The organism is Candidatus Villigracilis affinis (assembly GCF_016705895.1).
GTDB classification, from domain to species: domain Bacteria; phylum Chloroflexota; class Anaerolineae; order Anaerolineales; family Villigracilaceae; genus Villigracilis; species Villigracilis affinis.
Genome location: NZ_JADJKT010000037.1, coordinates 53,600 through 80,115 on the forward strand (window position 1 = coordinate 53,600; position 26,516 = coordinate 80,115).

The window sequence follows — 26,516 nt, forward strand, 5'->3', positions numbered from 1 at the left end:
GACACTTGATTCTGTTTCAATAAAAATTTCCGCCCCGACAATTTGTCAGGGCGGATTTGTTTACTGGTAGTTACTACAATTCAAGTCATCTTTCAACTTCATCAGCGTGTCATCGCGTTCCTGCGATGCGGGTGTGTCGAGCGCCAGCCGATCCAGTGTGCTGCACAGACTGGGCTCCAGCCCCGCCGTGATGCGCTTCGCAGACTTGGTCAAAGTTTTGACCTGCTCCCAATCTCCAAGATGACCGTAACCTTCGATAAATGGAATGATCTCGAAGCCATTATCCGCTTGCTCGCCGATGGCTTGCGATTTTCCCCAAAGACGCACAACTTCATCCCAATCTTTGTATTGACGGGCGAGGTCGGCTTTTTCGAAAAAGTAACACCAGGTTTCGGTGTTTTGTTTTCCGTAAATTTGCTCTGGCAGATTTTTCTCTCCCTGCTGAATCAGTTCCACATCCGAACCTGCGCTGAGTTGACGCATATCTGTGCTGACCAATCGCAGGTTGGTGTCTTCGGGGCGCAGCACCCACAGGCATCTTTGCATTTCAGGGTTGAAGGTGAACAGGATCATCTTGTCGCTGTTCCCTTTGAATTCCATCGTCAATTTGCTGTCTTCTAGCGGAATCCCTGCCAGAAAATCCTGCACATTGGGATTGGTGTAATAAAAAGGGAAATACCAATAGGGCGGTGTTTGAATATCACCAGGTTGATAGGTAGTGATGATCGAATACGAGACCGAGTAACTGCCCATGTAGCCGAGGATTTCCTCATCTGTGACCAACGCAGTGCCTGCTTCGATCTTCGGCGCACGCCAGAGGAGTTGCTGGGCAAAACGCTCCTGTTTTTCCCATGAATAGGCAAAATCCTTTTCGTTGGTCAGGTGCATCGAAATCGCCAGTGCAATGCACGCAGAAACGACTGCGATCTTTTTTCTCCCGTCGATCAGGCTGTTGATCAGTACGGCAAAGATCAGTGCCGCGCCCAATGTGGAACCAATCCCGAAACGAGTCCCTGCGAATTGATTCTTGTGCGTCACGATATCCTGCCCAATGATCCAGATGGGGGCCATGCCAAGTAAAAGCAGAAGCAGGCCGAGGGTCAGGGGTTGCGCGAACCAGTTGCCGCGCTCCTCTTTTTCGGCGATCTGTTTCAAGTGGATGAACACAGCCGCAAAGGCAAAAATCGAAACAAGAATCACGAACCAACTAAAAATGGAACTAAAAGCGAACAACTCTGGCACGAGGGTTCGATACCAGCTTGTGAATGTGATGATGACTGAGTCCTGCAAAGCGATTCGAATTAAGTAGGTGATCGTCTGCAGCGGTTTGCTGAATAGCGCAAACAAAACTTCTGGCGCATTGCGGTCGCCGATGGGTGGCGGCACGTACAGGAACATCCGCCAGATGACGTAAGCCGCAAGTGCGGCAAGGTACGGAATCCACTGTTTGACGACGGTAGTGATGCGTTGTCGGGTTGGGAGTTCGCGCGAATTTAGAATCCAGTAAAGGATCAACGGGCGTACTATCACCATGCCGACGAAATATTCGCTCGTAAAGAGATGGACTGCTTCGAGCAAAACCGCCAGCATCGTCAATGGGATGCGATGCTTTGATTCAGTTGCATTCCGCGCCATGATGAGCAAACTGGCCGAGAAAAATAAAAACCCTGCCCAATACAAAATCGAATTGACCGCATACGGCTGGATCAAAAAGAAAGGATGGACAATGAAAAGATAGGTTGCAAAGGTCACCTGCCTGGTATGGCTTGGCCAGATGCGGCGAAATAAATACCAAAGCAGTGTGCCCGTCAGCCAGCGAAAGATCACCGCCGCCAGATGCCACGCGATCGGCTTGAACCCCAGCAGGTTGAACATGACGATGTATAACCATGCCGCATTTGGGCGGCTGTCGTAATACAATTCCAGAGTCAGACTCGGGATGCCTTTGTTGAAGGCGTAAAAAATGTAAGGCCAGTCGTCCTGATAAAAGCCGAGTCGATTCGCAAGCAAACCAAAACCGATGAAGGCGACGACGAGAAACGCGAGCGGCGTGTATTTTTCCTGACTCAAAATGCTCTGTAAAGCGGATCGGATTCTTTTCATGACGGCGTGATTATACTTTCACTCCCGCCTCAAACCTGACCGTGAGCCTGCTCCTGTTTCTCTGGCCTTTCCTCCGTCTTTGAAGTAAAATAGAACACGTTTTCTATCCATCTTTCGCGCTGAGCGACACTTGCCCTGGCAGGAATTGCCAGGGAGCCGAAGCGCAATTACATTCCGTCGTCCTTCAACTCCAATTAGAATAAACACCCAGAGAAAAATATGGACTTCAAACTAACCGCTCCTTTTATCCCCATGGGGGATCAACCCGAAGCCATCCGCGGACTTGTGGATGGCGTTCATAAAGGCATGAAGCATCAGGTATTGCTTGGCGCCACAGGCACAGGCAAGACCTTCACGATCGCCTCCGTGATCCAGGAATTGCAGAAGCCCGCTCTCATCATGGCGCACAACAAGACCCTTGCGGCGCAGTTGTACGCCGAGTTCAAGGAATTCTTCCCCGAGAATGCGGTATCGTATTTTGTTTCCTACTACGATTACTACCAGCCCGAAGCTTACGTCCCGCGCCATGACCTCTTCATCGAAAAGGAAACCCAGATCAATGAGGAGATCGAACGTCTGCGCCTCGCAGCGACGACCGCGCTTGTCTCCCGCCGCGATGTCATCATCGTGGCTTCGGTTTCGTGCATTTATGGTTTGGGGAATCCCGAAGAATTCAACAAGGGTTCTGTCAATTTGGCGGTGGGGCAGTTGGTCCGCAGAAATGCCCTGTTGCGCCGCCTGATCGAATCGCAATACCAGCGCAACGACATGGAACTGCGCACAGGTACCTTCCGTGTGCGCGGCGATACGCTGGAGATCATCCCTGCTTACGAAGAAAAACGCGCCTACCGCATCACCTTCTTTGGCGATGAAGTGGAGCGCATCATGCAGTTCAGTCCGCTCACGGGCGAGGTGTTTGATGAGCCGAAGGAAATCTCGATCTTCCCTGCAAAGCAATATCTGACCGATGCCGAGAAGACCAAGGAAGCCATGGCCGACATCGAATCGGAGTTGGAAGAGCGGCTCGCCCAATATAAGCAGGCGGGGCGAATTCTGGAAGCACAGCGCCTTGAACAGCGTACCCGCTATGACCTGGAAATGCTTCGTGAAGTTGGGTATTGCTCGGGCATCGAAAACTACTCCCGCCACTTTGATCGCCGCGCCGCAGGCACACACCCGTGGACGATGATCGACTTTTTGCCAAGCGATTATCTGCTCGTTATTGACGAGAGTCACATGACCGTGCCGCAGATCCGCGGTATGTATAATGGTGATCGTGCCCGCAAGGAAACCCTGGTGGAATATGGTTTCCGATTGCCTTCTGCGATGGATAACCGTCCGCTCAAGTTTGACGAGTTTGAAGAGGTGATGGGTTCGACGATCTATACGTCCGCCACGCCTTCAGCTTACGAGATGGAGCACGCTGAACAAGTTGTCGAGCAGATCATTCGCCCGACTGGATTGATCGACCCCGAAGTGGATGTCCGCCCAACCAAAGGGCAGGTGGATGATCTGGTCGGAGAGATCAGGCAACGGGTGGAAAGACACGAGCGTACTTTGGTCACGACTCTCACAAAGCGTATGTCAGAAGATCTGACCACGTATATGAAAGAGTTGGGCATCAAAGTCCAGTATTTGCACTCTGAGGTGGAAACGCTGGAGCGTGTGAGCATTCTCCGCGACCTGCGATTGGGCACTTTCGACGTGTTGGTGGGAATCAATCTGCTGCGCGAAGGTCTTGACCTGCCCGAGGTTTCCCTTGTTGCGGTATTGGATGCGGATAAGGAAGGTTTTCTGCGTTCAGATACGGCATTGATCCAAACCATCGGCCGCGCCGCTCGCAATGTGAACGGGCGTGTGATCATGTATGCTGACCGCATGACCGACTCGATGAAGCGCGCGCTGGATGAGACGAATCGCCGCCGTGCCAAACAGGTGAAATACAATGAAGATAACGGCATCATGCCGATCAGCATTCACAAGGAAATTCACGACCTTACGGAAGGAATGACAGAGAAGGCTGTCGGTGAATTGAGGGGTGAATATCGGGTGAAGGCTACGGCTGGTCTGCCGCGCGGCGAACTCCGTAAGATCATAAACGAAGTTGAAAAGCATATGAAGGACGCCGCGAAGAACCTCGAGTTCGAAAGAGCTGCTGCCCTGCGCGATGAACTTTATGATTTGAGGAATTTGCTGGCTGAAGACGAAAGCCTGAAGCCATGGGAACGGATCAAGCTGATGACTGGGGATGAAGATTAATTGGAAAATAAAACCAGCCGCCTCATTTCAACGGGACGGCTGGTTTTGTGAATTCAAGAGAATCTACGGGTTGTTATAAACTTTATAGATCATCTTCGTCAGGTTGAATATCGTCAAATGGCTTGAGGAGCTTGAGTGCCTTTTTTGCTTTTTCTGTAGGGACAAATATTTCGACGCGTGCATTAGCGATGGCATAGGCTGTGTGCGAGACCGATTCTTCGATGAGCTCCACATCGATCCCTTCGGCTTCCAAAAAACTTTCAATAACCTCGGCCTCTGCTCGGCTGTTGGCTTCACCGATCTTTTCGTATTTTAGCTCGTCCATTTTGGCTGGTCTCCTGATTAAAGTATATGCCAGTTTTCCCGTTTTACGACATCGAAAGTGCGCGCCCAATGATCTTTGCGGATGTATTTGCCGCCGCGGTAAAACCGAAAAATGGACCAAAATCCTGTGCGGCGGGCAGGCCTGTGAAATATAGGTTGGGAATGCTGCTTTGGAAGGATTCATCCAGCATGGGGAATCCGTTTTGGGTTTTTAACTGACTGGCGAGGTTGCCATTCATAATAAATGGGATGCGGGTGATATCCATTTTGTAGCCAGTCGCCAGAATGACGTGGTCAATCACCATCGTCGAGCCGTCATTCAGCGTGATTTGTAATTCTCCTGCGGGGAGTTCTCTACATTCGACCACCTGAGTTTGCGGATGCAAGTGGATCGTCTCTTGTGTGATACGCTTTGCAAGCCACGGTTCGAGTTTCAATCTGCCTTCTCCCCACATGCGTTTGGTGATCGAGTCCTTTTCCTCTTGTGGAAGGTTGCGGAACCATGCGGGGTGATCCGCCATGGATTCAACCATTGGGTTGACCCATGTCCAGTCTGAGGGCTCGAAGGATGGGGTAGGGTGACGATAGGTCATGTGAATATTTTTTGCGCCTTCTTCGTGGATGAGTGCGGCCCATTCGAACGCGCTCTGCCTGCCGCCGACGATCAGCACGCGTTTGCCTTTTAAACCGCTGAAATCAACATGCTCGGCGGTGTGATGGACTTTGTCTTGGGGAAACACGGAAATGTATGGTTCGGGAATGTTTTTGAAATACCGCAGACCCACTGCCAGCACAACCTTGTTTGCCATGATGCTTTTTCCGTCATCGAATGATAGGGAGAAGCGGTCTTCGATCTGGTCAATTTTTGTGATATGGGCGGGTAGCGGGGAAATGCCTTTTTGTTGTTGAAGCCACTCGGTGTAGGTCAGGTAAAAGTCAAGGCTGAGCGGTTCTACATCCGCAGGTTTGAGATTCAAGGTGTCTAAATAATTGAGGATGGTGGCTTCGTTGAATGGGTCGAGGTGCCAGTCACATGCGGAGCGGAGAAACATCTTTTTTGGCATGTAATTCTTCCAGTAATCCATGCTGGAACCGATGTGAGTATGCTCGATCTTTTCGTGTTTCAGGTATGCCGCCAGTGCAAGGCCGAATGGCCCAGCACCTGCCAGTAATAAAGGGGTCGATGTTTGCATTTTTATCTCCTCTTTTCAACTTGGTTTTCGGAATTGATTACGCTAAAGCAAGCTTATTGTACTCTTTGTGGTTTCTTTATAAAACCTTTACATTGGAGTCTTATCCTATGGGTGTAATCAGATCAATCAGCGGAAGAATTTCCGCAAAAATAACAGGAGATAAAAATGAAAAAGACAATTTTGATCGTAGGTTTGCTGGTTCTGGCTTTAGGCGTGCTCGGCGTCGGTGTGGTTTTCGCGCAGGGGACAACCCCTCCGTATGCGGGCCACGGCCCGATGATGAATGGTCAAGGTGCCATGCACACGTTCATGGTGACTGAGTTCGCGAAAAAACTTGACCTGAATGTGAACGACATCAATACCCGACTCGCAGCTGGTGAGACCATGTACGATATTGCCCTCTCTGCTGGTGTGACCGCGGAAGAATTCCCCGCGATCATGACCGAAGTCCGCGCGAGTGCGCTGGATGCAGCTGTGAAAGCCAATGTCATCACACAGGAGCAGGCTGATTGGATGAAGTCTCGCGGCTTTGGACAGGGCGGCATGGGCAGCGGCAATTGTGACGGCACTGGCATGCAAGGCACGCAAGGTAACGGCATGGGGCGCGGCATGATGGGGCAGGGACGCGGCTGGCAGAATCAGTAAGTCAATCCGTAAATAGAATATATAAAAGGAGTCGGCCACGCGCCGACTCCTTTTATATATTGTTTAGTCAGAGGAGTCTACTCTTTTCCAGTTATTAAATATTTCTGCACATCACTGCCTGTGAATATCCCATTTGTGACAATGTCATAGCTGCCGAGGTTGTTGAATTCATCGTACATGGCTGATTCTTTTGCGAGAAGCGAACGGAAAATATACGGACCAAAGCTGACTCGGTTAATTCCGATCTCTTGCAGTTCTTTCAGGCTGGCGGTCTTTGCAGACGCAAGCACATTGATCGGCGCGTTAATCCGCTGGCGAAGCACTTTGAGGGTTTCTTTGTCGCTAGCGCCGATGGGATAGGTGCAATCGGCGCCTGCTTTGAGATAGGCATTTGCGCGGGTGATGACATCTTCGATTCGGTCTTCGAGGGATGAAAAGCCTTCGGCAAAGAAACTGTCGGCGCGGGCGTTGATGACGAGGGGAATGCCGCGTTTTTCCGCCACTGCGCGGACGGCTTGAATCCGCTCGACTTGTTCTGGAATGGGACGGAGATGGGCGCTGTCGTCCCAACTGTCTTCGAAGTTGATTCCCACGGCTCCTGTATCAAGCAATCTGGAAATGTTTTCCTGCAATCCTGAAATTGAGTCAGAGTAGCCTGCTTCGAGATCCGCGGTGACCGGGACGTTTACGCTGCGGACAATCCTCGCGATCATGTCTAACATAGAGTCTAATTTGAGCTGCTCGCCGTCGCTGTAGCCGAGAGATTCGGCAATGGCGGCACTTGCGGTTGCAACGGCTGGAAAGCTTTTTGATTCCAGCATCCGTGCACCGATTGGGTTCCACACGTTGGGCAGGATCAGTAATTTACCGTTGTTGTGGAGAGTAAGCAGGATTTGTGCCTTGGCAGCTTGTGACATAAGAGGAACTCCTAGTTTTTTCACTCTTGGCGGATATCGAAGGGTCTAGCGGCTCAGCATGATGCTAATTGTGGGTATGGTTGTGCTCAACAATGCTGCAAAATAACCCATCGTATTGACAGCCTTCACATTCCAATTGCAATGTCGCGTGTTGAATATTGTATTCGTGGGTAAGCAGTTCGTTGATGCCATTTTGAATAAGTATCCCCTCACGGAGGGATACTTCGTCCGTGACAACGTGGGCGGAGAGCATACGCAGGTTTTCATTGATGCTCCAGACGTGCAGGTCATGAACACTGCGGACGCCGTTCACGGTGTGGAGCTTTTCCACCATTTCTTTCATATCGATATTCTCTGGCGTGCTCTCCAGCAAAATGTGAATGGATTGGCGCAGAATGCTCCACGCGTTCCATAAAATGAATCCACCGATCAGCACACTGACGAGCGGGTCGAGCCAGTTCCATTTGGTGAAGTAGATGATGACACCCGCAATGACCGCGCCCAGCGTGGACATGACATCTCCCATCAAATGCAGGAAGGTGCTGCGCAGATTGAGGTCACTTTCGCTTCCCTTGTGGACAAGTAGCGCTGTTACAAGATTGATGATGAAGGCGACGATGCCAACGCCGATCAAAATCGGGGCATTCACCTCAGGCGTGGCGATGAAGCGGTGATAGGCTTCGTAGAAGATCCCAACCGCGATCAATATCAATGTCGTGGAATTGACCAGTGCAACCAAAATCCCAACACGGTGATAGCCGAATGTCTTGCCAGCGTTGGCAGGTTTGGTCGCGATCTTCAATGCATACCAACTTAATCCCAACGCAATGACGTCTGTGAAGTTGTGCGCGGCATCGGTGAGCAGCGCGAGGCTATTGCCGACTATGCCCGCGATGACTTCAACGAGAACGAAGGCTGCGGTAAGCGCCAGCGACAACATGAGCCGTTTTGTGGTTTGATTGGCGAGGTCGCCGAAATGGGAATGGGTGTGATTATGCATGGTTATTCTGCTGTTTTAGTAAGCGTGCTGAGTTGCCCAGAATGCCAAGGTCTGGAATGGATTGAAGCGCGGCGGCGAGCATGGGCGGAAGAAAACCAAAGGCTGCGAGCGCGAGACCGATGATGTTGTATGCGGCGGTGAAACCGAGATTGCCTTTCACCACGCGCATGGTGCGTTGGGCGGTGGCAATGACGTGCGGAACGAGCATCCAATCTTCGTGCATGAGGGTGATGTGCGCGGCTTCGATGGCGATGTCTGTGCCTGCTTTCATGGCGATGCCAACGTTGGCTTGCGCAAGCGCGGGCGCATCGTTGATGCCGTCACCGACCATGACGACGATGTGTCCCTGCGATTGATATTCTTTGACGATGCGAATTTTATCTTCGGGCAAAAGATTTGCGCGGAACGATATGCCCAATGAATTGCCAACGGAAGATGCAGTCTGTTCATTGTCACCAGTCAGCAGCTCGATCTTTTTTATGCCGAGCCGTTTCGCTTCCTGCAATGCTTCTGGAACTTCGCTTCGCAATGTGTCTGAGGCGGCGATCAGCCCTGCAAGTGCGCCATCTTTTGAAACGAATAAAACGGTTTTGCCTTGCGCTTCCAAAGTTTGTGCCTGCATTGGCAGGGCAAACTCTTTCATCAGTGATTGTTTGCCCACAGTGATCGTTGCGCCATTTACATTTGCGCGTACACCCATGCCTGCAAGTGATTCGAAATTTGTTGCTTCCTGCAATTGCAGTCCGCGTTCATGCGCGGAGCGGCGCAATGCGTCAGCGAGGGGATGCTCGGAGTAACGGTCAGCAGATGCGGCGGCGGAAAGAAGCGATGCTTCGTCCATGCCGTTCAATGAAATGATGTCCGTCACGATCGGCTTGCCCAGCGTCAACGTCCCAGTTTTATCGATCAACAAAACATCGGCACGCGCAAGCGTCTCCAAATATTTTCCGCCTTTGATCAACACGCCGCGTTTTGCATTTGCGCCAATGGTTGCGAGCATGGCGATGGGTGTGGCGAGCGCGATGGTGCATGAACAAGCCACGAGCAAAACTGCTGCGGTGGCAAGCGGGTTGCGGCTGAATAAAAATGTGAGCGCGGCAATGCCCATCACAACGGGCAAATAATACGTGCTGAATTTATCGGCGAACTGCTGCACATCGGCGCGGTGCGCTTCGGCTTCTTCCACCATTTTGATGACGCGCCCGAAAGCAGACTCTGCCCCAACAGCCTGTGTGCGCACTTTGAGAGTTCCCTGCTTAAGCAGCGTTGCCGCGAACACACGCGACCCGACACCTGCTTCCACGGGCATTGACTCTCCCGTCACTGAAGCTTGATCCACTGCCCCTTGCCCCGAGATGACTTCACCATCCACAGGGATTTTTTCACCAGGGCGAATGACCACGATGTGATCGTTTCGTACTTCTGCGATCGGGAAATCTTTTTCTTCGCCGTCAATTTCCACGCGTGCAGTTTGCGGCGCAAGAGCCGTGAGGTCTTTGACTGCGCGGCGCGCGCCTTCGGCTGTGAGTCTTTCCGTGTAGTTGCCAATGTGCATGAAGAAAACAACGACCATGGCAGTTGTCCACTCGCCGACGAATAAGGCAGCGAACGCACCAATGGACATGAGCGTATGCGAGATGACTTGTCTTTTCAGCGCGGCGCGGATGACGTTGAAGAATATCGGCGAGCCGCCGATCAACACCAATGCGACGCCAACGGGGAAGGGGATGATCTGTGTTAAGCCATCCAGCAGTCCAAGCCATTCACCTGCAACAACAAGCAGAATGATCGCGCCAAAGGCCAGCCCCAATGCAGTGAACATGCGGCGTGAAAATTCACCGAGTGCGGCATTGGGAGTTTTGCTTTCTCCATTTTGCTGCGGCACAGAATAGCCAGCGCCTGTCACTGCCTGACGGATGTCCGCCATCTTCACGAGCGACGGGTCAAGCTGGATGATGGCTTTTTCAGAGGAGAGAAACACATCCACTTTTTGCACGCCGCTTAATGTGGAAATGGCATGCTGAACGTGCTGCGTGCATTCGGTACAGTCCATGCCTGCGATGGGGACTTCGATGGTTTGGGTTTGGTTCACGGTCAATTCTCCAATAAACTCTTGCTATATCCAGCGGCGGACTTGTTTTTGATAAGCAAGATATGCCTTGCCGTGTGTGCGGGTGAGAAATTCTTCTTCGAGGCGTACTTGAATTTGGATCAGCAAGTCACCGACGAATAGAATGACGAGTGTGGCGGCGCTTGGCAGAACAAGGAAAAGTCCCAACAGCATGACGCGCATTCCCAAAAATATCGGGTTGCGGGAGATCTTGAATAAACCTGTTTGAACCAACTCGGTTTTTACATCTTCGTCAATGCCGATGCGCCATGATTTTTGCATGTGGACTTGTGCGACCAAAACCCAGATGACCGCAATGGTCAACAGGGTTTGACCGACAGTATTCAAGGTCACATTGCTCAAATAAGAGATCGGCACGAGGTATTCATACAGGTTTGGAAGGAATGCAAATGCGATCACGACCAATGCCACAGAAAATATCGTGAGGCGGAAAAGCGTGCCAACATAATCATGCGCGGACTCAGACTTGCCGAGTTTGTATGGGTTGACGCCTGTCGTTTTCCAGACGCGGTACGAAGGCAGGATCATTGCCAACCCGAAGAATATGAGAAGATAAACGAGCAAAAATACTTTCATTGAAAATTCCGTAACAAGTTAAGGCTGAACAGGATAACCTGCATTGAGCCACGGCTCGAGGCCGCCAAGGATGGGAGTTGCTTTTTGGAAACCGTTTTCAAGCAAGATGGACGCCGCACGGGCGCTGGTTTCTTCGCTGGGTCAGGTACAGTAGGTGATGATCCATTGAGCTTTATCGAGTTCGCCCAGGCGTGCTTCAAGTTCTTCACTGGGTATGTTGACTGCACCTGAAATATGGCTGGCCTGATAAGCTTCCGCAGAGCGGACGTCAACGAAAACTGCGGAGCCTGAATCAAGCGCGGCTTTGGCTTCATCAATCGAAACACGTTGAATTTCAGGATAGACTTCTTCTACGAAAGCCGCTTCCTGTTGGGTAGCAGCAGGAGTTTGGTTTGCGAGCATGAAAGCAGCAACGATCAGCAACAGTCCGCCACCAACGAGGGTGACAAGTGGAACAAAGTTATTTTTCTTTTGTCGTGACATTAATCGGTTCCTTTTGGTGTGTTATCCATGTTCTACATGGTCAAGCCCCATGCTGAATAGCTTTGAGACATGGTCATCATCCAGAGAGTAAAAGACCTGCCGCCCGTCTTTGCGTGCGCGGACGAGGTGCATTTGGCGCAGTCCGCGCAGTTGATGAGACACGGCAGACTCGGTCATTTTGAGTTCTTCGGCCAACGTGCTGACGCTCATTTCGCCTTCCATGAGAAGGGAGATAAGGCGGACACGGCTGGCGTCGCTGAGGGCGCTGAAGAGTTCAGCAAGTTGAATGGCTTTGAGTTCGGTGAGTTTCATAATATATGAATATATGAGCAAGTGTTCATATATTACTCTTTAAAACAAAACCTGTCAATGTGATATTTGACAGGTTTTGATTTTATGGAAGAGCATTTACGAAGGTCACGAGACTAGAGAAAGCGTGTGCTCTTGCGCGCTGATGAATCTTTATTTGATGAAAATACCCGTGACCCAAAGCATGAGCATGCCTGTGATAACTCCGCTGAAAATGTAGCCTGGCATGGGTTGCTTGACATTGTCCCTTTGGATCATCCTTCCGATCTCAACCGCAACCTGGAAGATCGCGCCAGTGCCAATGGCAAGGAAGAGAACCGCGAGGAATGGTGATGGAGTATATCCGCCGATCCATGCGCCGATGATGGCGGGGGCGCCGCCGAGCAAACCCAGCAAGGCGAGCTGACGAATGTTCGGACGGTCACGCAAAATGGGTGCGATGATGCCGAGTCCCTCGGTGATGTTTTGGATGATGAAGCCAACCACGAGAAATGTGCCCAACGCAATTTCGCCCACGTTGTACGCTGCGCCGATTGCGAGTCCCTCGCCGAGATTGTGGATACCAATTCCAAGGGCGATTCTCCAGGCGATGTTCAGGCGCTGCGATGACTCGGAGCGGTCGGATGATTTCGAGCCGCCGATCATTTCAAGCAGCATATAAGTGGCAACAGCCCCGATGCCGATCAACCCGATGCCCTGATACGTGGATGGAACTTCCGCGGCCTGTTCGAGGGCTTCAAGGAGGGTATCCAGCCCAAGGAAAATTAACAACCCAACAGTGACCGCCATGAGGAAGGTCATCCATTGTTTGCCGAGGGCTCGAAGCGCAGGGAGCCAGAAGATGCCAAGGAAGATCGGGATAACACCAACGTATAAACCGATCAACGTGAAGCTCCAAAATGTTTTTTCATCTGGCTGCGGAGTTTCAAACGCAACAGGGATCACCACATCAAATGGAACGGCGTTGCTGGTGAACACGCGCACCGCGTAAGCTTCACCTTCCGTCCAACTGTAGTTGACGGTGATGACTGCTGTTCCAAGGCGTGGAACGGTGACGCTGGGCGAAACCTCGAAAGGCATCACGGCTTCATTGACAATGATCTGTGCAATGGTCAATTCTGCGGGGCCGGTGTTTTGAACATGCAGTTCGATATGTCCGCGGGCGAGGTGATATCTTTCAATGGATAAATTTTCAATAGGCGCGGGGGAATCCATATCCAGTCCGCCGCCTGTATTTAGGAAGAGGGCGATCACTCCAGCGAGGAGAATGATTGGGAGCAGAAGCAGGATGAAGGTTGAGAAAGTGAAGCGGCTCTTTGTCGTGGGGGGAATTTGGTCAGTCATAATCGGCTTCTCCTTACGCTGCTAACACTTCAAACATGCCATTCCAGCCAAGTTCTGCGAACTCGGTCACATGTGCGTGGAACATGTACATGCCGGGATGTTTGTAGCTGAATTCCAAAATTCCGCGCTGGGCTTGACCTTGAATGATGGTGTCGGTGAATTCCGATGGTATGAGGCTGGTGCCTGTGGGATAGTAGTGAAAGAAATTCGCGTGCAGGTGGAAGGAGTTGACGAGATCGAATTCAAGAATGTTGACGAGATAAATGCGTACCGTTTCGCCGACCTTGATCTGGATGGGATGGTTTTGATAATAGAACGGAATGCCATTGACCGCGTAAAAATCATTTGCATCATCGAAGTCCACATCGATGCCGTTCATCACCATGACCATTTCCTTATCCATTTGCGGACGGCCTTCTTTGGGATCAACGATGAACGCACCGTAGAGTCCTTTTGCAATGTGACGCGCGAGCGGGAAAACGTGGCAGTGATACAGATGCAAGCCAAATGGTTCGGCATCGAATTCATAAATAAATTCTTCGCCTGAATTCACCATGCCGCCGGGGCCAGAGCCGGGCACGCCATCCATTGTGCCAGGGTGAAAGCCGTGAAAATGCATGGAGTGCGGATGGTCGCTTCCGTTCTTGAAATGGATGCGAATTCGGTCGCCTTCCGTGGCGCGGATGGTGGGGCCGGGGATGCGCCCGTTATATGTCCATGCGGGGAAGTCAATGCCAGGGACGATCTCAATATTTTTATTGATGGCGACAATCTTGTATTCGCGCAGTGTTTGTCCATTGGGGAGTGTGGAAACTTTTCCGTAATCAAAATCGGTAAGAATATCCCCCGGGTTGAAACCGTTCCTTACATGGTCCACATCGCCAGTGCCGGGTAGCCCTTCCCCGTGCTCCATTGGCGTGGGTGTTTGTAAAAAATGTGCTTTGTGATCTGCCTTTTCGGCGGGTTTGAAATTGGTAAGTGCAACGCTTCCCGCTGCGGATAAAATCCCGAACCCGCCGAGTTTGAGGAGATCTCTTCTTGAAAATCTGTTCTTCATGTTTCACCTCTAAAGTTATTGATAAATTTGAGCTTTTGTAAAAGCCAGTAAACTAACCACGGAGTCACGGAAACACTGAGGAAATTAATAAAGAACTCTGTGCCTCCGTGTCTCAATGGTTCAAACTTTTTTACTTGATAGCGTTATGCCCAGCCTAACAATCTTGCGATACTTGCGGTTAAGAATGTCACCAAAAATGCAGTTCCTAAAGTCATCACAACGCTCAGGGTTGCCCACTTCAATGATTTGGTTTCCTTGTAAATGGTCATGATCGTCGTGGCGCACGGATTGTGCAGCAGCGCGAACAACATCAAGTTGACCGCCGTGAGCATGGTCCAGCCGTTGCCATTGACGAGCAGATCAAAGATCGCTGAGTTGCTGGTCGGCCCGTTGATCATCATACCTGCGCCCATGTACACCATCATCATGGTTGGGACAACGATCTCATTTGCGGGGATGGCGATGATGTACGCCAGAAGAATGACTCCATCCAAGCCCGAGCAATAATCCAAAGGGATTGAGCCAGTCTGCAATCATACGTGCGAGATTTGAATCGCCGAGATGAATGTTCGCCAAAACCCAAATGAGCGCACCTGCGGGAGCGGCGGTTTGCATGGCGCGCCACAAGACGAAGATGGTGCGGTCAATGATGGATGTGTACAAAATGCGGCTGACGTTCGGTCTGCGGTAGGGAGGCAGTTCCAATGTGAATGCGGATGCTTCGCCTTTCAAGACGGTTTTGGATAATATCCACGAAGCGAGGAAGGTGAACATCACACCGATCAACACCACGCCGACAACTGTCCCAGCGGCGATGAAGGAGGTCAAGGCTGGGGGGAAGGACGCTGCCACGAAAACAGTAGCAAGCATAATTAAAGTCGGGAAGCGCCCGTTGCATGGGACGAAGTTATTGGTCAGGATGGCGATCAATCGTTCACGCGGAGAGTCGATCACGCGAGTCGCGATCACGCCTGCTGCGTTGCATCCAAATCCCATTGCCATCGTCAGGGATTGTTTGCCGTGCGCGCCAGTTTTCTTGAAGAGCCAGTCCATGTTGAAGGCCACGCGCGGCAGATAACCGAGGTCTTCCAAAAATGTGAAGGCGGGGAAGAAGATCATCATCGGCGGCAGCATCACACTGACGACCCAGGCGAGGCCGAGATACACGCCGTCCCACAAGAAACCAGTGAGCCACCACGGTGCGCCAATTTGATTGAAGAGTGCGCGGCCATAATCGCCGATGCCAAACAACACAACCGCGATCCAGCCTGAAACCACATTCGCGCCTGAAACCGTCAGCCAAATGATGAGGCTGAGCAGAAGCAGCATGATGGGCAAACCCGCATACGGCGAGGTGACGAGGCGGTCTATTTTTTGGTCGAAGTCATATTTTTTATCTGAAATGCTTTTAACTGCGCGCTTCGCGATCGTTTCTGCTTCTGTATAAAGGGATTTCACGATCTCATCACGGAAGCCCGTGGAAAGACCGTTTCGTAAAGATTCTGCTTTTGCTAAAATTTCATTTGCTTCCATAATTATTGCCTTCCCTCAACCGACATCTTCCCGCTGAATTGCACATCCGCGCGCTGCTGGCGCGAGACGATGTCACCCAGCTCGCCAGTGGATAATGCTTTTTGCACGCGCGCATCACCATCCAAAAGACGGATCGCAAGCCAGCGTGCGTTTGGAATACCAGGTGCCATTTGCTCGATCATCGGCACAAGTTCGTTCACAGCTTTTTGGAATTCAGGCGTGCCATGTACGCGCAAAGGTTTGGTTACTATATTTCCTTCGATCACATCTGCAACGGCGCCCAGCAAAGTATGAATGCCATCACCAGTTCGTGCAGTGATCGCAATGGCAGGGACGCCAAGGTCACGGCTCAAGGAACGCGCATCTACTTCGAGACCTTTTCGTTTTGCTTCATCCATTAAGTTGATCGCAACTACAACGTGCTCGGTAATTTCCATAACCTGTAAAACGAGATTCAAATTTCTTTCCAGCGAAGTTGCATCGCATACAACAATGGTGCAGCTTGGCTGTCCGAACAAAATAAAATCGCGGGCCACTTCCTCATCCTGTGATGCAGAAAGCAGCGAATAAGTCCCGGGCAGGTCAACTAATTTGTAGCGCATCTTGTTGAATTCAAATCCACCCTCGGCACGGGTCACGGTCTTGCCAGGCCAGTTGCCTGTGTGCTGCTTCAACCCGGTCAACGCATTGAACAGCGTGGATTTTCCCGTGTTGGGATTTCCAGCCAACGCAATTACGCGGTCAAAATCACCGACCTTGATTCCCATCTGCTCCAACTGCGTGAATGCAGGGCAGGTTTCGCAATGCTCGGTGGGGAGTACGGTTTTTGTATTTGTCATAGTTTCTCCAATGGTTCAAAGTTGAAAAGTTGCAGGTTGAAGGTTTAGCTCTTAACTTGCAACCTGCTAACTTTCAACCTTTTTAAACAGGCTTCACCCAGATCTGCGCCGCTTGATCTTTTCGCAGCGCGATCAATGTGCCGCGCACGCGATACGCACGCGGGTCGCCAAAAAAGTTTTGTAATTCAGGGTAAACCATCGTGCCGGGCGTCAGCCCAAGATCTAAAAATCGCCTGCGCGTAAAACCTTGCACAGCTTCATCCAACACAATGATCTCGGCGCGTTGGTCATACGTCAACTCAGCCAACGAGATCGCGTTCGCCTTTGCCACTTCGCTTTCTGGCAGCGGCGCTACGCTGACATTCGCCGCAACAGCAGGCGCAAGCCGAAATTCAGTTTCGCCATCCGTCAACAAATATCGCTGCGGGTTTCGATCCAATATGCGGATGGTTTGTCCCAGGCGGAGTCCTGCCGCCAGAATTTGTTCGAACGCTAAGGCAGGTTCATCCTCAAGGTGGACGATTCGCACTGGACCTTCAGCCTGCCACGCCGTAAGCGGCATTCCCTCCGCCTTGAGCAGAGTCCCCTCACGGGTAGGGATTGGATCGCCATGTGGATCACGCGTCGGGTGGCCCAGAGCCGCATCCAAGTCGTTGAGCTGTGCTTCTGTGAGTGAATGTTCGCGTCGCTCCGATTCGCCGTGGATTCTTTTCAACGGCATACGCGCTTCGTCGGTGAGATATCGTTCCCACAAACGATGTGCGCGGACAACATGCAGCGCCCATCTTTCACCTTGTGTGGTGAGATGTAAATTCGCGCCGCGTGATTCGAGTAAGCCTTGAGTTTCCATATCTTCGATGAGTTTCATCACCCTTGTGCGTTGCAGGTTCAAAGTCCCTGCCAGAGATTCGGGAGAGGCTTGCCTTCCGTGTTGTTCGCGGTCGAGTAAATGCTTCAGTGCATCCTCAACCAACTCTCGTTCCCTTGTGGCGCGATACGTTTTGTAGATCGCGATAAGTCCCACGCGCGGGATGAAAATTGCCGCGATCAAAAGGATTGCCAATACCAGCCAAACAGTTATAGTCATATTTATCTGCTTCCTACCTTGGGGAAGAATCTCCCAGTGCGTTTCATGTACTCACGATATTCATCGCCAAATTTTTCGACGAGATTGGCTTCCTCTTGCGGCGTTCGTTTGGCCATGGCAATGAAAGCCAGGATGCCTAATGCGGCGATGAACCAATTGTCAGCCATCATTCCAAAGCTGATGAACAGGATGGCACCAACGGTGTAAAGCGGGTGACGAACCCAGCGGTACGGTCCGCTTGTGGATAGTTTGTGTTCCTTGCGTGTGGCGCTGGTGGGGGAAATGCCGCTGCCGATGCTGCTGAACAGCCAATACAGTAACACATCATTGACGATTGCAACGCCAATTCCCAAAACGCGTACCCACTCAGGCAGACCGATCTTTGCCCATGCCATCCACTGTGGGTTGATCAGATACACAAACGGACTCAGCCACAGGATCAGCCCGCCAAATTTGATGATGTTCATCATGACGGAACCGTCCACTTTGCGGGAGATCTTCTCGCCCGTTTGTTTATCCGCCTTAATGCGGAAGTAGCTTGAGATGCCCATTCCAGTAAGAAGGATCAGGGCGGCTAAAATGCGGAAAAAGTTTTCGTTCATTGTTTCACCTTTAAAAAAATTAGACTTTCGGGAATAATCTTCCCGTTTGTTTCATATATTCACGATATTGATCGCCGAAGTATTCAACCATCAGTGATTCTTCAAATCTGATTCGTGATGCGGTTTCCAAGATTGTCATCCCGGCCCAGCACACGCCTATCAACCAGTTGGATGAAATGAAAAGTGTGGAACTCAAGATCAGAATGAAAGCTGTGTAGATGGGATGTCTGATCGAGTGATACGGCCCGCTTGTGATGAGGATTTGCTCTTTCATCATGCGTGGTGTGTCGCTCCAACTGTTGGACAAGGTCACTTGCGACCATTGCAGCAGGGCAAATCCCAGCAGTGCGATGACAACTCCGGCCCAGCGCAGCCAAATGGGAAAGCTCATGCTTGCCCATTTAAGCCATGTAGGGTTGATGACATAAACTAGCATCGAGAAAAATCCCAATAAGCCGAGTACGCTGGCTATTTTTGAAACAATGCCTTCTTCGCGTTTTTTCAGAGTGGCATCCTCTGGCTTGCTTTGGGTTTTGACGTAATATCCTCGATGCGCTACGAAGGCAAAGATCAGGATCGGCAGAATACCTCTAAAGATGTTTTCTGTTTCCATTTCGGTTAACTTTCTTTTACATATATTTTGCTTGTGATGTTCAACCCAAGCACAACGGACTTGCGTCCCATCTTGATGGTCAGATTATGGTCAAAGGGGGAGTGGTCTTTCACTTCGATGTCTGCGCCTGGGATCAATCCGAGGTTTTCAAGATATCGAAGCAGCTCCGCTTCTGAGGCTTTTACATATTCAATTTTTCCGAACTGCCCAGACCGAAGCGAGGAGAGCGGAGTCGAATCATCCAGCGGCATCTGAAGATCGGCGGTGGGGATCAACTCTCCGTGTGGGTCACGAAGCGGATGTCCCATGGCGGCGGCGATGCGTCTTTCAAAATCCTCTGAGATGACATGCTCCAGTTTCTCTGCTTCCGCATGGACTTCATCCCATGTATAGCCGAGCGTTTGCACGAGCCACGCTTCCAGCAGGCGGTGATGACGGATGACTTCCAGCGCCGCTTTTTTTCCATCATCGGTTAACGTCACGCCCTGATGTTTTTGGTATTCAACCAGCGCAGGTTTTGCCGAGGCTAGTTTCTGCACCATGCCAGTGACGGATGCAGGCTTGACGTTAAGTCTGGATGCAAGCGCGTTGGTGCTTGCGCTCTCACCGTTTTCAGTGAGTTCGTAAATATTTTTCAGGTAATCCTGAATGGAGTTGGTGAGAGTTTGTTCCATTTTTATTTATGCGCTCCAGAGAGTGATGGTCGTGCAAACAAAGAATACGAAATAAGCGACGTTGAAGCCTGCGCCTTCAAGTGGGTCTGTGATGAATGTTGGCAGGATGCGTTTTAGCAAGAGCCAGACAATGGTCATGGTCACGGGGTTGATCGCTGCCATCCAAGTGGGGAAGAGGGTTTGACTCGTTGCTACGGTTACGGAAAATAAACCGGAGGCAATGATGATCATGATGAGCAGGGGAGCGTAGGTGATGATGAGCACCTTGCGATGGCGGGTGAATAACTCAACGATCACGTTTTGCGAATCTTCGCTGACCGCATTCAATGCTTTGACATATTCGCCCGCATAAAAGAAAGACCCATGCACAAATGCGCCGATCACAGATGCAATGCCAAATAGCAGGAGGGTGATTGCTCTGAGAACCTCATTGGCTCCAGATAATCCCTGATAGACATGCCAGAAACCTGCGAGTACAAGCGGCGTTGCAAAGACACCAATCAGCGCACCCCACATCATTTTTTCCGAGGGGATGGAAACGAACTTCTCCGAATCAGAGAGTAATTTCTTGAATGGTATGAGTTTCGGGTAATTATTGATATCCACTTTGTTCGCAAGGAGAAAGGTATCTCCAATTGCGTAAAGGATAGCGCCAAGTATCGCGAGCAGACCAGTAATTTGAATTGTATTCATAGTTCACCTATATATTTAGTCTCAACTAAATATATTTTAGTCAAGACTAAATATTTTGTCAAGGATTGGGACTTGACTTATTGTAGGGGAATCTGTAAAATGAGTTTGTTAGTCCAGTGAATTTACAAAGTACCTCGATTCAAATTCATTCGATCTTTGCGTGTAGGTGTTAGCTTGAAAACCTAGCTTTTCGAATCTGCCTTTAGCCATGAAAAAAGCAACTCATCAACAAACCAAACAGCACAATCGTGATCTTGTCTTGCGGACGATCTTCGCCAACGACTCAATCAGTCGTGCTGAAGTAGCGCGTGTAACCAATCTCACACGCACCACGGTTTCGGATGTGGTCAATGGTTTGCTGACAGAAGGTTTGGTGGAAGAGGTTGGACGTGGGGAGTCTATCGGCGGGAAAACCCCGATTTTATTGAGCATCGTGGCCGATTCACGCTATTTGATCGGTTTGAATCTTGCGCAGGATAAATTCATTGGGGCAGTGGTCAATTTGCGGGGAGAGATCAAGGAAATTGTAGAAGCGCCTGTTCATGATGATAACGGCGAAAAGGCGCTGCAACTTGTGTATCAAATTCTCGACCAGCTTACTCGAAAAAAATTAAAGCCAATTGTAGGTATCGGTGTCGGTACGCCTGGCCTTGTCAACACACGTGAAGGCGTGGTGGTGAACGCAGTGAATTTGGAATGGCAAAACCTTCCATTGAGCCAATTACTTGAAAAGAAATATAAATTACCTGTATTGGTTTTAAATGACAGTCAGGCGGCTGCCATCGGCGAATTTGTATATGGTGGTGATCATCTACCTGACGAGAACCTGATTGTTGTGAATGTGATTCATGGTATTGGAGCAGGGATCTTGATCAATGGGCAGTTGTTCCAAGGGGATGGCGGTGGCGCGGGCGAAATTGGTCATGTGGTTGTTCTGGAGAATGGCGAGCTTTGTCGCTGCGGCAAACGTGGTTGCCTGGAAACCGTTGCAAGTGTGCGGGCAGTGGTTAAGCAGATGAAAATGGATTCGCTGGACAATGTGATTTCAGTATTTCAAAACGGCGATTCGAAAGCAAAATCTGTCGTGGATAGGGCGGGTCGTTATCTCGGCACATCCCTGGCAAATTTGGTTGGTACTCTCAATATTCAGAAGATCGTGCTTACAGGCGACATGACCCGTTTTGGCGATGATTGGAGAAAGGCCGTTAGCGAATCCATGCAAACGGGTGCCTTTTCAGGCTTGGCGGAAAGCACCAAACTCCAGATTGGCACATTGGATTATCGCGCCTGCATCCTTGGCGCTTCTGCATTTTTGCTGCTTGATGATTATTCACTTTTGTTCAACGAGGAAAATTGATGTCTTTGAAGCTTATCCCTCCGCAAGTGTTGCCTCCATTGGATGAAGATTTTCGCCCTGCGATTTTGGCGAATCAAAATTTTCAGCGTGAGGTTGAGTCGGTTGGTGTGCGAACCGTGATCGGCGTGGAAAGAAGCGGCGGTGAAGTATCCCGCTTTGAGACCAAGGTCTATCCCGAGGGTCATCCGAATTTTGAATCCAACTATCAATACATCGAACGCATTGTTAAGTTTTTGCTTTGGCAGCGCGGCGGGCACACTTTGCATGTGGGCGGTTCGCCAAAGATCGCGGAGTATTTGAAAAAGGCCTATAGCAGGCAAGGTTCACAGAAATTTGATTTTGATTTTATGGGGACTCAAGTTTACGAAAAGGAATTTTCTGTAATTTCCTGCGGTATGGATGAAGTGCCCGCTTCGCGCGAGACGGGGAAACTGCTCGGCCGCAATTTGCAGGGTCATCGCATTGGGTTTGACCTTGGCGCCTCTGATCGCAAAGTCAGCGCCGTGGTGGATGGAACTCCCATCTACAGCGAGGAAGTGATCTGGGAGCCGCGCAAGAATACCGACCCCGAATATCACTACCGCGAAGTAATGACCGCGTTGAAAACTGCCGCGAGCAAAATGCCGCGAGTGGATGCAATTGGCGGCAGCTCTGCGGGCATCTACATTGATAACCGCCCGATGGTGGCCTCGCTGTTTCGTGGAATTTCGCAGGAAAAATTTAGCGAGATCAAAAATATGTTCCTGCGCATTCGCGATGAATTGGGTGTGCCGCTGGAAGTTATCAACGATGGCGATGTGACTGCGCTGGCTGGCTCTATGTCAATTGAAGATAACGGAATCCTGGGAATCGCTCTCGGTTCAAGCGAAGCTGCTGGATATGTAAACATGGAAGGTCATATCATGGGCTGGCTAAATGAGTTGGCGTTCGCGCCGATTGATTACAGCCCGAATGCTCCCGTGGAAGAATGGTCTGGTGATAAAGGCTGCGGCGCTTCTTATTTTTCACAGCAATGTGTATTTCGCCTGGCTCCCAAAGCGGGGATTGAAATCCCCGCTGACGTGACCGATGCAGAGAAGCTGAAGTTTGTGCAGGAAAGGCTGGAAGCAGGTCACGAAGGCGCGTTGAAGATTTGGCAGAGCATGGGCGTTTACCTTGGCTATGGCATTGCCCATTATGCAGATTTTTATGACATCAAGCACGTTCTGATCCTTGGCCGTTGTACTTCTGGCCGTGGTGGTGACTTGCTGCTTGAAGGCGCGAAGAAAGTGTTTGAGACGGAATTCCCTGACTTGGTTGGAAAGATCGAATTGCATTTACCTGATGAAAAAATACGCCGCGTGGGTCAGTCTGTTGCGGCGGCGAGTTTGCCAGCGATCTAGCCTCGAAAGAGCGGAATGACGTATAGAAGGATATGAAAAAATGAAATTTTATCTTGATACTGCCGAAGTATTTGTCCCTGATAACGAGCCTGTGGAAAAGGCGCTTTCGCGCACCACGCATTTGTGTTTTGCTGCGCACCAGGATGATATTGAGATCATGGCTGCCCAGCCAATCATCGAATGTTTTCAGCAAAAGGATAAATGGTTCACTGGCGTGGTTGTGACCGATGGGCGCGGGTCTCCGCGCAACAGCCTTTATGAAAATTACACCGATGATGAGATGCGACTTGTCCGCTTCAAGGAGCAGCGCAAGGCTGCGATCGTGGGCGAGTTTGCGGCGCAGGTGATGCTGGATATTCCCAGCAAGATCATCAAGGATGTCTCGCGCAATGAGCCTGTGGACGATATTCTCAAGGTTTTGCGGGCAACCAAGCCGAAATATGTCTACACTCACAATCTTGCCGACAAGCATGATACGCATGTGGGTGTCGCTCTCAGGTTGATCACTGCCCTTCGAATGCTGGACCCGTCCGAACGTCCAGAAAGAGTCGTTGGGTGTGAAGTCTGGCGCGCGCTGGATTGGATGATCGATCCAGATAAAGTGCTGATGAACGTCTCCGATCATGAAAATCTACAGGCCGCTTTATTGGGGGTGTTCGATTCGCAGATCGTAGGCGGCAAGCGATATGACCTCGCTTCGATGGGCCGCCGCCGCGCCAATGCCACGTATTTCGAATCGCATGGCGTGGATGCAACAACCGGGCTGTCTTACGCGATGGATATGACCCCGCTGATGAATGACGCGAAGAAAGATCCCGCTGAGTTTACGCAGGAATTCATCCACCGTTTTGCACAGGATGTAAAAGAACGCATTGGCAGGATGAGCTAGTTAAGGCATCCAGTCGAAAGGAGGTGGCTCAAGCCGATTCGTTCTTACATCGATTTTTTTGCTTCAAAATGTTTTCAAAACTAAAAGGAGAAGAAAGATGAAAAATAAACTGTTCGTTATGTTGTCCGTTTTGATTTTGGCCAGCCTCGTGCTTTCAGCTTGCGGCGCTCCCGCCACTGAAGCTCCCGCTGTCGCCACCGAAGCTCCTGCCGCCACTGAAGCCCCTGCTGCAACCGAGGCTCCTGTTGCTACCGAAGCTCCTGCTGCTGAAGAAATTACCCTTACCCTGGGTTCTTGGCGCGTGGACGATGTTGCCGCCTGGGAAGTGATCAATGCTGCTTTCCACGAAGCATACCCGAACATCACCGTGAAGTTTGACCCGACCAACCCGCCCGACTACAATGCGACGCTTCGCACTCAGCTCGAAACTGGTACTGGCCCCGATCTGTTCTTTGTCCGTTCATTTGCCACTGGCCGTGAACTGTTCGATGCAGGCTACATTGCATCCTTGAAGGATCTGCCCGGCATCACCGACAGCTTCACCGAAGCTTCCCGCTCTCCGTGGGCGACTGATTCCGGCGAACCGTATGCTGTGCCGATCATTGCAGTTTCACATGGTATTTACTACAATAAAGATATCTTCGCGGCGAATGGCATCGAAGTCCCCACCACTTGGGAAGATTTGATGGCCGCTTCGCAGACCCTTTTGGACGCTGGTGTGATTCCCTTCTCCAATGGCACCAAGGATGCATGGGATATCAACGAAGTCGTCATGATGCAGTTCATCCCCAGCAACATCGGTGGCTATGAAGGCCGTATGGCTTACCTGAACGGCGAACGCTGTTTCAACAGCGAAGAAATGGTTGCTTCCTTCCAGCAGATCGCTGATTTGAAGCCCTTCCTGCCGACAGGCTTTGAAGCCACCAGCTACTATGATGCTGAGCAGTTATTTGCACAGGGTCAGGCCGCGATGATGATGGACGGCTCCTGGAGCATTGGCGCTTTTGAAAAAGACGCCACCGACTTTGAATGGGGCGTCTTCTATCCGCCCGCGCTCGAAGGCAAGGATCAGTATGTGACCTTCCACATCGATGCCGCCATTGGCGCGAATGCAGCCTCTGCGAACCTCGATTCCGCGATGGTCTTCCTTGAGTGGCTCGAGAGCTCCGATTTTGCTGAATTGCTCGGCAACAACTTGCCCGGCTTCTTCCCGCTGACCAAGGGTGTTCCCACCCTGAGCGACCCGATCGCCGCCGATTTCATGGCTTTCAATGATGCCGCCGCTGGCGTGGATATCCGCTTCGTTTGGGAAAAACTCCTCGCTGCACCTTCCGGCAATGTGGACGCCTACACATCCCTGAACAACAACGTGATCGCAGTGTTGAAGGGTGAGAAGACCCCGCAGGAAGCTGCTGATGCGTTCAATGCAGACCTTGCGGCCTGGTATGCTCCTTCTGCGAGCTGCGCCCCGTAAGTAGAACGATCGTTTGAAAATTTTGGCAGGGATGGGGAAACCCATCCCTGCCAACCTACACGAGGAGAGAAAATGAGCCAGACGATTTCTTCAGCAAAAAGAAACGGGGGATTGCTAAGTAATGAGAACCGCCGAAAGATAACCTGGGTGTTGTTTCTTCTCCCCGCCCTGATCATTTACCTGACCTTTATGGCGGGTCCGCTATTCGACTCGCTGCGCCTCAGTCTTTACACGGGGGAAGGATACAATCCGACGAAATTCGTTGGGTTTCAGAATTACATTGACCTGTTCACCAACCCGCTCTGGCGGGAGAAATTTTTTGGCGCAGTTCGGCACACCTTTATATTTTTTGGGATTCACATGATCGTGCAGAACAGCCTCGGACTTCTTTTTGCGAACTTATTATCTTTCGACTTTAAGGGCAGGAATTTTTTCCGTACGATCATTTTTACACCTGCCACATTATCCGTTCTCGTCACTGGTTTTCTTTGGACTTTGATCTTGAACCCGAACTGGGGCGCGGTAAATAAGATATTGATCGCTGTTGGATTAAGAGAATGGGCGCTCCCCTGGCTTGGAAGAGAAAACCTGGCCCTGCCGATCATTTCATTGACTTCGGTCTGGCAGTGGGTGGGAATGCCCACCGTCATGTTTCTGGCTGGTCTGACGGGAATTTCAGATGAACTGCTGGAAGCGGCCCGCATCGATGGCGCGACAGAGTGGGATATTTTTTGGCGGATCAAATTTCCGCTCTTGAAGCCTGTCATTGGCATCGTTGCCATTTTGACCTTTGTGGATAACTTCAATGCCTTCGATGTCATTTATGCCATGGCGGGTGCAAAGGGCGAGCCTTCCTATTCCACAGATTTGCTGGCAACTTTGTTTTACCGCACGGGTATCGCGGGCGAGCATCCTGTTGGCATCCCGAATATGGGTATGGGTGCGGCCATTGCCACCATTACATTCTTGATCTTAATGTCTGGCGTATTGTTCTGGCTTTATATGTCGCGCCGCAATTCAGAAGAAGCATAA

Annotated in this window: 26 protein-coding genes; 7 read left to right on the forward strand and 19 right to left on the reverse strand. The window is 50.8% G+C overall.

The annotated features are described in order from the left end of the window. Positions 1–60: 60 nt before the first annotated feature. Positions 61–2,103: a hypothetical protein gene (locus IPI86_RS19035; protein ID WP_345299597.1), complete on the reverse strand. Its 2,043-nt coding sequence runs from the start codon at positions 2,101–2,103 to the stop codon at positions 61–63. 219 nt (positions 2,104–2,322) lie between these two features. Between IPI86_RS19035 and uvrB the strand changes: the two genes are divergently transcribed. After that, positions 2,323–4,362: an excinuclease ABC subunit UvrB gene (uvrB, locus tag IPI86_RS19040; protein WP_345299598.1), complete on the forward strand. Its 2,040-nt coding sequence runs from the start codon at positions 2,323–2,325 to the stop codon at positions 4,360–4,362. Between the two features lie 82 nt (positions 4,363–4,444). Here uvrB and IPI86_RS19045 read toward each other — a convergent pair whose 3' ends face one another. Both IPI86_RS19045 and IPI86_RS19050 read right to left on the reverse strand, forming a co-directional pair. Further along, a complete protein-coding gene (locus IPI86_RS19045; RefSeq protein ID WP_345299599.1) occupies positions 4,445–4,687 on the reverse strand; it encodes a DUF2007 domain-containing protein in 243 nt (80 codons plus the stop codon). A gap of 43 nt (positions 4,688–4,730) precedes the next feature. After that, on the reverse strand, positions 4,731–5,879 hold the full coding sequence (locus IPI86_RS19050; protein WP_345299600.1) for an NAD(P)-binding domain-containing protein: 1,149 nt from the start codon (positions 5,877–5,879) through the stop codon (positions 4,731–4,733). A 165-nt stretch (positions 5,880–6,044) separates the two neighbouring features. Between IPI86_RS19050 and IPI86_RS19055 the strand changes: the two genes are divergently transcribed. Next, positions 6,045–6,524 carry a hypothetical protein gene (locus tag IPI86_RS19055; protein ID WP_345299601.1) on the forward strand — a complete coding sequence of 160 codons (480 nt, stop codon included), beginning with the start codon at positions 6,045–6,047 and terminating at the stop codon, positions 6,522–6,524. Between the two features lie 77 nt (positions 6,525–6,601). Here IPI86_RS19055 and IPI86_RS19060 read toward each other — a convergent pair whose 3' ends face one another. The 16 genes from IPI86_RS19060 to IPI86_RS19135 all read right to left on the reverse strand — a co-directional run bounded on the left by IPI86_RS19060 (position 6,602) and on the right by IPI86_RS19135 (position 20,382). Continuing rightward, positions 6,602–7,441 (reverse strand): isocitrate lyase/phosphoenolpyruvate mutase family protein, encoded by an 840-nt coding sequence (locus IPI86_RS19060; protein WP_345299602.1) that lies wholly within the window; start codon positions 7,439–7,441, stop codon positions 6,602–6,604. A 64-nt stretch (positions 7,442–7,505) separates the two neighbouring features. Then, entirely contained in the window at positions 7,506–8,441 is a 936-nt protein-coding gene (locus IPI86_RS19065; RefSeq protein ID WP_345299603.1) for a cation diffusion facilitator family transporter, read from the reverse strand. Continuing rightward, positions 8,434–10,533: a cation-translocating P-type ATPase gene (locus tag IPI86_RS19070; RefSeq protein WP_345299604.1), complete on the reverse strand. Its 2,100-nt coding sequence runs from the start codon at positions 10,531–10,533 to the stop codon at positions 8,434–8,436. Before IPI86_RS19070 ends, IPI86_RS19065 begins: the two co-directional genes overlap by 8 nt. Before the next feature lie 24 nt (positions 10,534–10,557). Next, a complete protein-coding gene (locus tag IPI86_RS19075; protein ID WP_345299605.1) occupies positions 10,558–11,148 on the reverse strand; it encodes an isoprenylcysteine carboxylmethyltransferase family protein in 591 nt (196 codons plus the stop codon). 141 nt (positions 11,149–11,289) lie between these two features. Beyond that, the gene (locus tag IPI86_RS19080) at positions 11,290–11,631 is read right to left on the reverse strand and encodes a rhodanese-like domain-containing protein (protein WP_345299606.1); all 342 of its coding nucleotides are present in this window, start codon (positions 11,629–11,631) and stop codon (positions 11,290–11,292) included. Between the two features lie 21 nt (positions 11,632–11,652). Next, complete coding sequence (locus IPI86_RS19085; RefSeq protein ID WP_345299607.1) at positions 11,653–11,943, reverse strand: metalloregulator ArsR/SmtB family transcription factor; 291 nt, start codon at positions 11,941–11,943, stop codon at positions 11,653–11,655. Positions 11,944–12,093: 150 nt separating this feature from the next. Continuing rightward, positions 12,094–13,284: a ZIP family metal transporter gene (locus tag IPI86_RS19090; protein WP_345299608.1), complete on the reverse strand. Its 1,191-nt coding sequence runs from the start codon at positions 13,282–13,284 to the stop codon at positions 12,094–12,096. 13 nt (positions 13,285–13,297) lie between these two features. Next, positions 13,298–14,341 carry a multicopper oxidase domain-containing protein gene (locus IPI86_RS19095; protein WP_345299609.1) on the reverse strand — a complete coding sequence of 348 codons (1,044 nt, stop codon included), beginning with the start codon at positions 14,339–14,341 and terminating at the stop codon, positions 13,298–13,300. A 143-nt stretch (positions 14,342–14,484) separates the two neighbouring features. Next, entirely contained in the window at positions 14,485–14,835 is a 351-nt protein-coding gene (locus tag IPI86_RS19100) for a hypothetical protein (protein ID WP_345299610.1), read from the reverse strand. Continuing rightward, entirely contained in the window at positions 14,786–15,874 is a 1,089-nt protein-coding gene (locus IPI86_RS19105) for a nucleoside recognition domain-containing protein (protein ID WP_345299611.1), read from the reverse strand. Before IPI86_RS19105 ends, IPI86_RS19100 begins: the two co-directional genes overlap by 50 nt. A gap of 2 nt (positions 15,875–15,876) precedes the next feature. Beyond that, a complete protein-coding gene (locus IPI86_RS19110; protein WP_345299612.1) occupies positions 15,877–16,713 on the reverse strand; it encodes a FeoB small GTPase domain-containing protein in 837 nt (278 codons plus the stop codon). A gap of 82 nt (positions 16,714–16,795) precedes the next feature. Then, positions 16,796–17,800, reverse strand: a complete 1,005-nt coding sequence (locus tag IPI86_RS19115) for a FeoA domain-containing protein (protein ID WP_345299613.1) — start codon at positions 17,798–17,800, stop codon at positions 16,796–16,798. Positions 17,801–17,802: 2 nt separating this feature from the next. Beyond that, positions 17,803–18,402, reverse strand: a complete 600-nt coding sequence (locus IPI86_RS19120; protein WP_345299614.1) for an isoprenylcysteine carboxylmethyltransferase family protein — start codon at positions 18,400–18,402, stop codon at positions 17,803–17,805. Between the two features lie 19 nt (positions 18,403–18,421). Beyond that, positions 18,422–19,015 carry an isoprenylcysteine carboxylmethyltransferase family protein gene (locus tag IPI86_RS19125; RefSeq protein ID WP_345299615.1) on the reverse strand — a complete coding sequence of 198 codons (594 nt, stop codon included), beginning with the start codon at positions 19,013–19,015 and terminating at the stop codon, positions 18,422–18,424. Positions 19,016–19,020: 5 nt separating this feature from the next. Continuing rightward, positions 19,021–19,689: a metal-dependent transcriptional regulator gene (locus tag IPI86_RS19130; protein WP_345299616.1), complete on the reverse strand. Its 669-nt coding sequence runs from the start codon at positions 19,687–19,689 to the stop codon at positions 19,021–19,023. Between the two features lie 6 nt (positions 19,690–19,695). Next, positions 19,696–20,382 carry a DUF6796 family protein gene (locus IPI86_RS19135; protein ID WP_345299617.1) on the reverse strand — a complete coding sequence of 229 codons (687 nt, stop codon included), beginning with the start codon at positions 20,380–20,382 and terminating at the stop codon, positions 19,696–19,698. Positions 20,383–20,590: 208 nt separating this feature from the next. Here IPI86_RS19135 and IPI86_RS19140 point away from each other — a divergent pair, with 208 nt between their 5' ends. From IPI86_RS19140 to IPI86_RS19160, 5 genes are all read left to right on the forward strand, one after another. Then, the gene (locus IPI86_RS19140) at positions 20,591–21,739 is read left to right on the forward strand and encodes an ROK family transcriptional regulator (protein WP_345299618.1); all 1,149 of its coding nucleotides are present in this window, start codon (positions 20,591–20,593) and stop codon (positions 21,737–21,739) included. After that, a complete protein-coding gene (locus tag IPI86_RS19145; protein WP_345299619.1) occupies positions 21,739–23,121 on the forward strand; it encodes an ROK family protein in 1,383 nt (460 codons plus the stop codon). Before IPI86_RS19140 ends, IPI86_RS19145 begins: the two co-directional genes overlap by 1 nt. 40 nt (positions 23,122–23,161) lie before the next feature. Beyond that, positions 23,162–24,010 carry a PIG-L family deacetylase gene (locus IPI86_RS19150; protein WP_345299620.1) on the forward strand — a complete coding sequence of 283 codons (849 nt, stop codon included), beginning with the start codon at positions 23,162–23,164 and terminating at the stop codon, positions 24,008–24,010. 97 nt (positions 24,011–24,107) lie between these two features. After that, entirely contained in the window at positions 24,108–25,484 is a 1,377-nt protein-coding gene (locus IPI86_RS19155) for an extracellular solute-binding protein (RefSeq protein WP_345299621.1), read from the forward strand. Positions 25,485–25,556: 72 nt separating this feature from the next. Then, a complete protein-coding gene (locus tag IPI86_RS19160) occupies positions 25,557–26,516 on the forward strand; it encodes a sugar ABC transporter permease (protein WP_345299622.1) in 960 nt (319 codons plus the stop codon).

What these genes read in the sequence shown, in the direction of transcription:
- IPI86_RS19140 (WP_345299618.1), top strand. Translation starts at nt 20,591, where the DNA reads ATGAAAAAAGCAACTCATCAACAAACCAAACAGCACAATCGTGATCTT.
- IPI86_RS19155 (WP_345299621.1), top strand. Translation starts at nt 24,108, where the DNA reads ATGAAAAATAAACTGTTCGTTATGTTGTCCGTTTTGATTTTGGCCAGC.
- IPI86_RS19075 (WP_345299605.1), bottom strand. Translation starts at nt 11,148, where the DNA reads ATGAAAGTATTTTTGCTCGTTTATCTTCTCATATTCTTCGGGTTGGCA.
- IPI86_RS19105 (WP_345299611.1), bottom strand. Translation starts at nt 15,874, where the DNA reads ATGGAAGCAAATGAAATTTTAGCAAAAGCAGAATCTTTACGAAACGGT.
- IPI86_RS19055 (WP_345299601.1), top strand. Translation starts at nt 6,045, where the DNA reads ATGAAAAAGACAATTTTGATCGTAGGTTTGCTGGTTCTGGCTTTAGGC.
- IPI86_RS19065 (WP_345299603.1), bottom strand. Translation starts at nt 8,441, where the DNA reads ATGCATAATCACACCCATTCCCATTTCGGCGACCTCGCCAATCAAACC.
- IPI86_RS19125 (WP_345299615.1), bottom strand. Translation starts at nt 19,015, where the DNA reads ATGGAAACAGAAAACATCTTTAGAGGTATTCTGCCGATCCTGATCTTT.
- IPI86_RS19110 (WP_345299612.1), bottom strand. Translation starts at nt 16,713, where the DNA reads ATGACAAATACAAAAACCGTACTCCCCACCGAGCATTGCGAAACCTGC.
- IPI86_RS19160 (WP_345299622.1), top strand. Translation starts at nt 25,557, where the DNA reads ATGAGCCAGACGATTTCTTCAGCAAAAAGAAACGGGGGATTGCTAAGT.
- IPI86_RS19150 (WP_345299620.1), top strand. Translation starts at nt 23,162, where the DNA reads ATGAAATTTTATCTTGATACTGCCGAAGTATTTGTCCCTGATAACGAG.
- IPI86_RS19145 (WP_345299619.1), top strand. Translation starts at nt 21,739, where the DNA reads ATGTCTTTGAAGCTTATCCCTCCGCAAGTGTTGCCTCCATTGGATGAA.
- IPI86_RS19085 (WP_345299607.1), bottom strand. Translation starts at nt 11,943, where the DNA reads ATGAAACTCACCGAACTCAAAGCCATTCAACTTGCTGAACTCTTCAGC.
- IPI86_RS19130 (WP_345299616.1), bottom strand. Translation starts at nt 19,689, where the DNA reads ATGGAACAAACTCTCACCAACTCCATTCAGGATTACCTGAAAAATATT.
- IPI86_RS19080 (WP_345299606.1), bottom strand. Translation starts at nt 11,631, where the DNA reads ATGTCACGACAAAAGAAAAATAACTTTGTTCCACTTGTCACCCTCGTT.
- IPI86_RS19135 (WP_345299617.1), bottom strand. Translation starts at nt 20,382, where the DNA reads ATGAATACAATTCAAATTACTGGTCTGCTCGCGATACTTGGCGCTATC.
- IPI86_RS19060 (WP_345299602.1), bottom strand. Translation starts at nt 7,441, where the DNA reads ATGTCACAAGCTGCCAAGGCACAAATCCTGCTTACTCTCCACAACAAC.
- IPI86_RS19090 (WP_345299608.1), bottom strand. Translation starts at nt 13,284, where the DNA reads ATGACTGACCAAATTCCCCCCACGACAAAGAGCCGCTTCACTTTCTCA.
- IPI86_RS19050 (WP_345299600.1), bottom strand. Translation starts at nt 5,879, where the DNA reads ATGCAAACATCGACCCCTTTATTACTGGCAGGTGCTGGGCCATTCGGC.
- IPI86_RS19045 (WP_345299599.1), bottom strand. Translation starts at nt 4,687, where the DNA reads ATGGACGAGCTAAAATACGAAAAGATCGGTGAAGCCAACAGCCGAGCA.
- IPI86_RS19115 (WP_345299613.1), bottom strand. Translation starts at nt 17,800, where the DNA reads ATGACTATAACTGTTTGGCTGGTATTGGCAATCCTTTTGATCGCGGCA.
- uvrB (WP_345299598.1), top strand. Translation starts at nt 2,323, where the DNA reads ATGGACTTCAAACTAACCGCTCCTTTTATCCCCATGGGGGATCAACCC.
- IPI86_RS19120 (WP_345299614.1), bottom strand. Translation starts at nt 18,402, where the DNA reads ATGAACGAAAACTTTTTCCGCATTTTAGCCGCCCTGATCCTTCTTACT.
- IPI86_RS19095 (WP_345299609.1), bottom strand. Translation starts at nt 14,341, where the DNA reads ATGAAGAACAGATTTTCAAGAAGAGATCTCCTCAAACTCGGCGGGTTC.
- IPI86_RS19035 (WP_345299597.1), bottom strand. Translation starts at nt 2,103, where the DNA reads ATGAAAAGAATCCGATCCGCTTTACAGAGCATTTTGAGTCAGGAAAAA.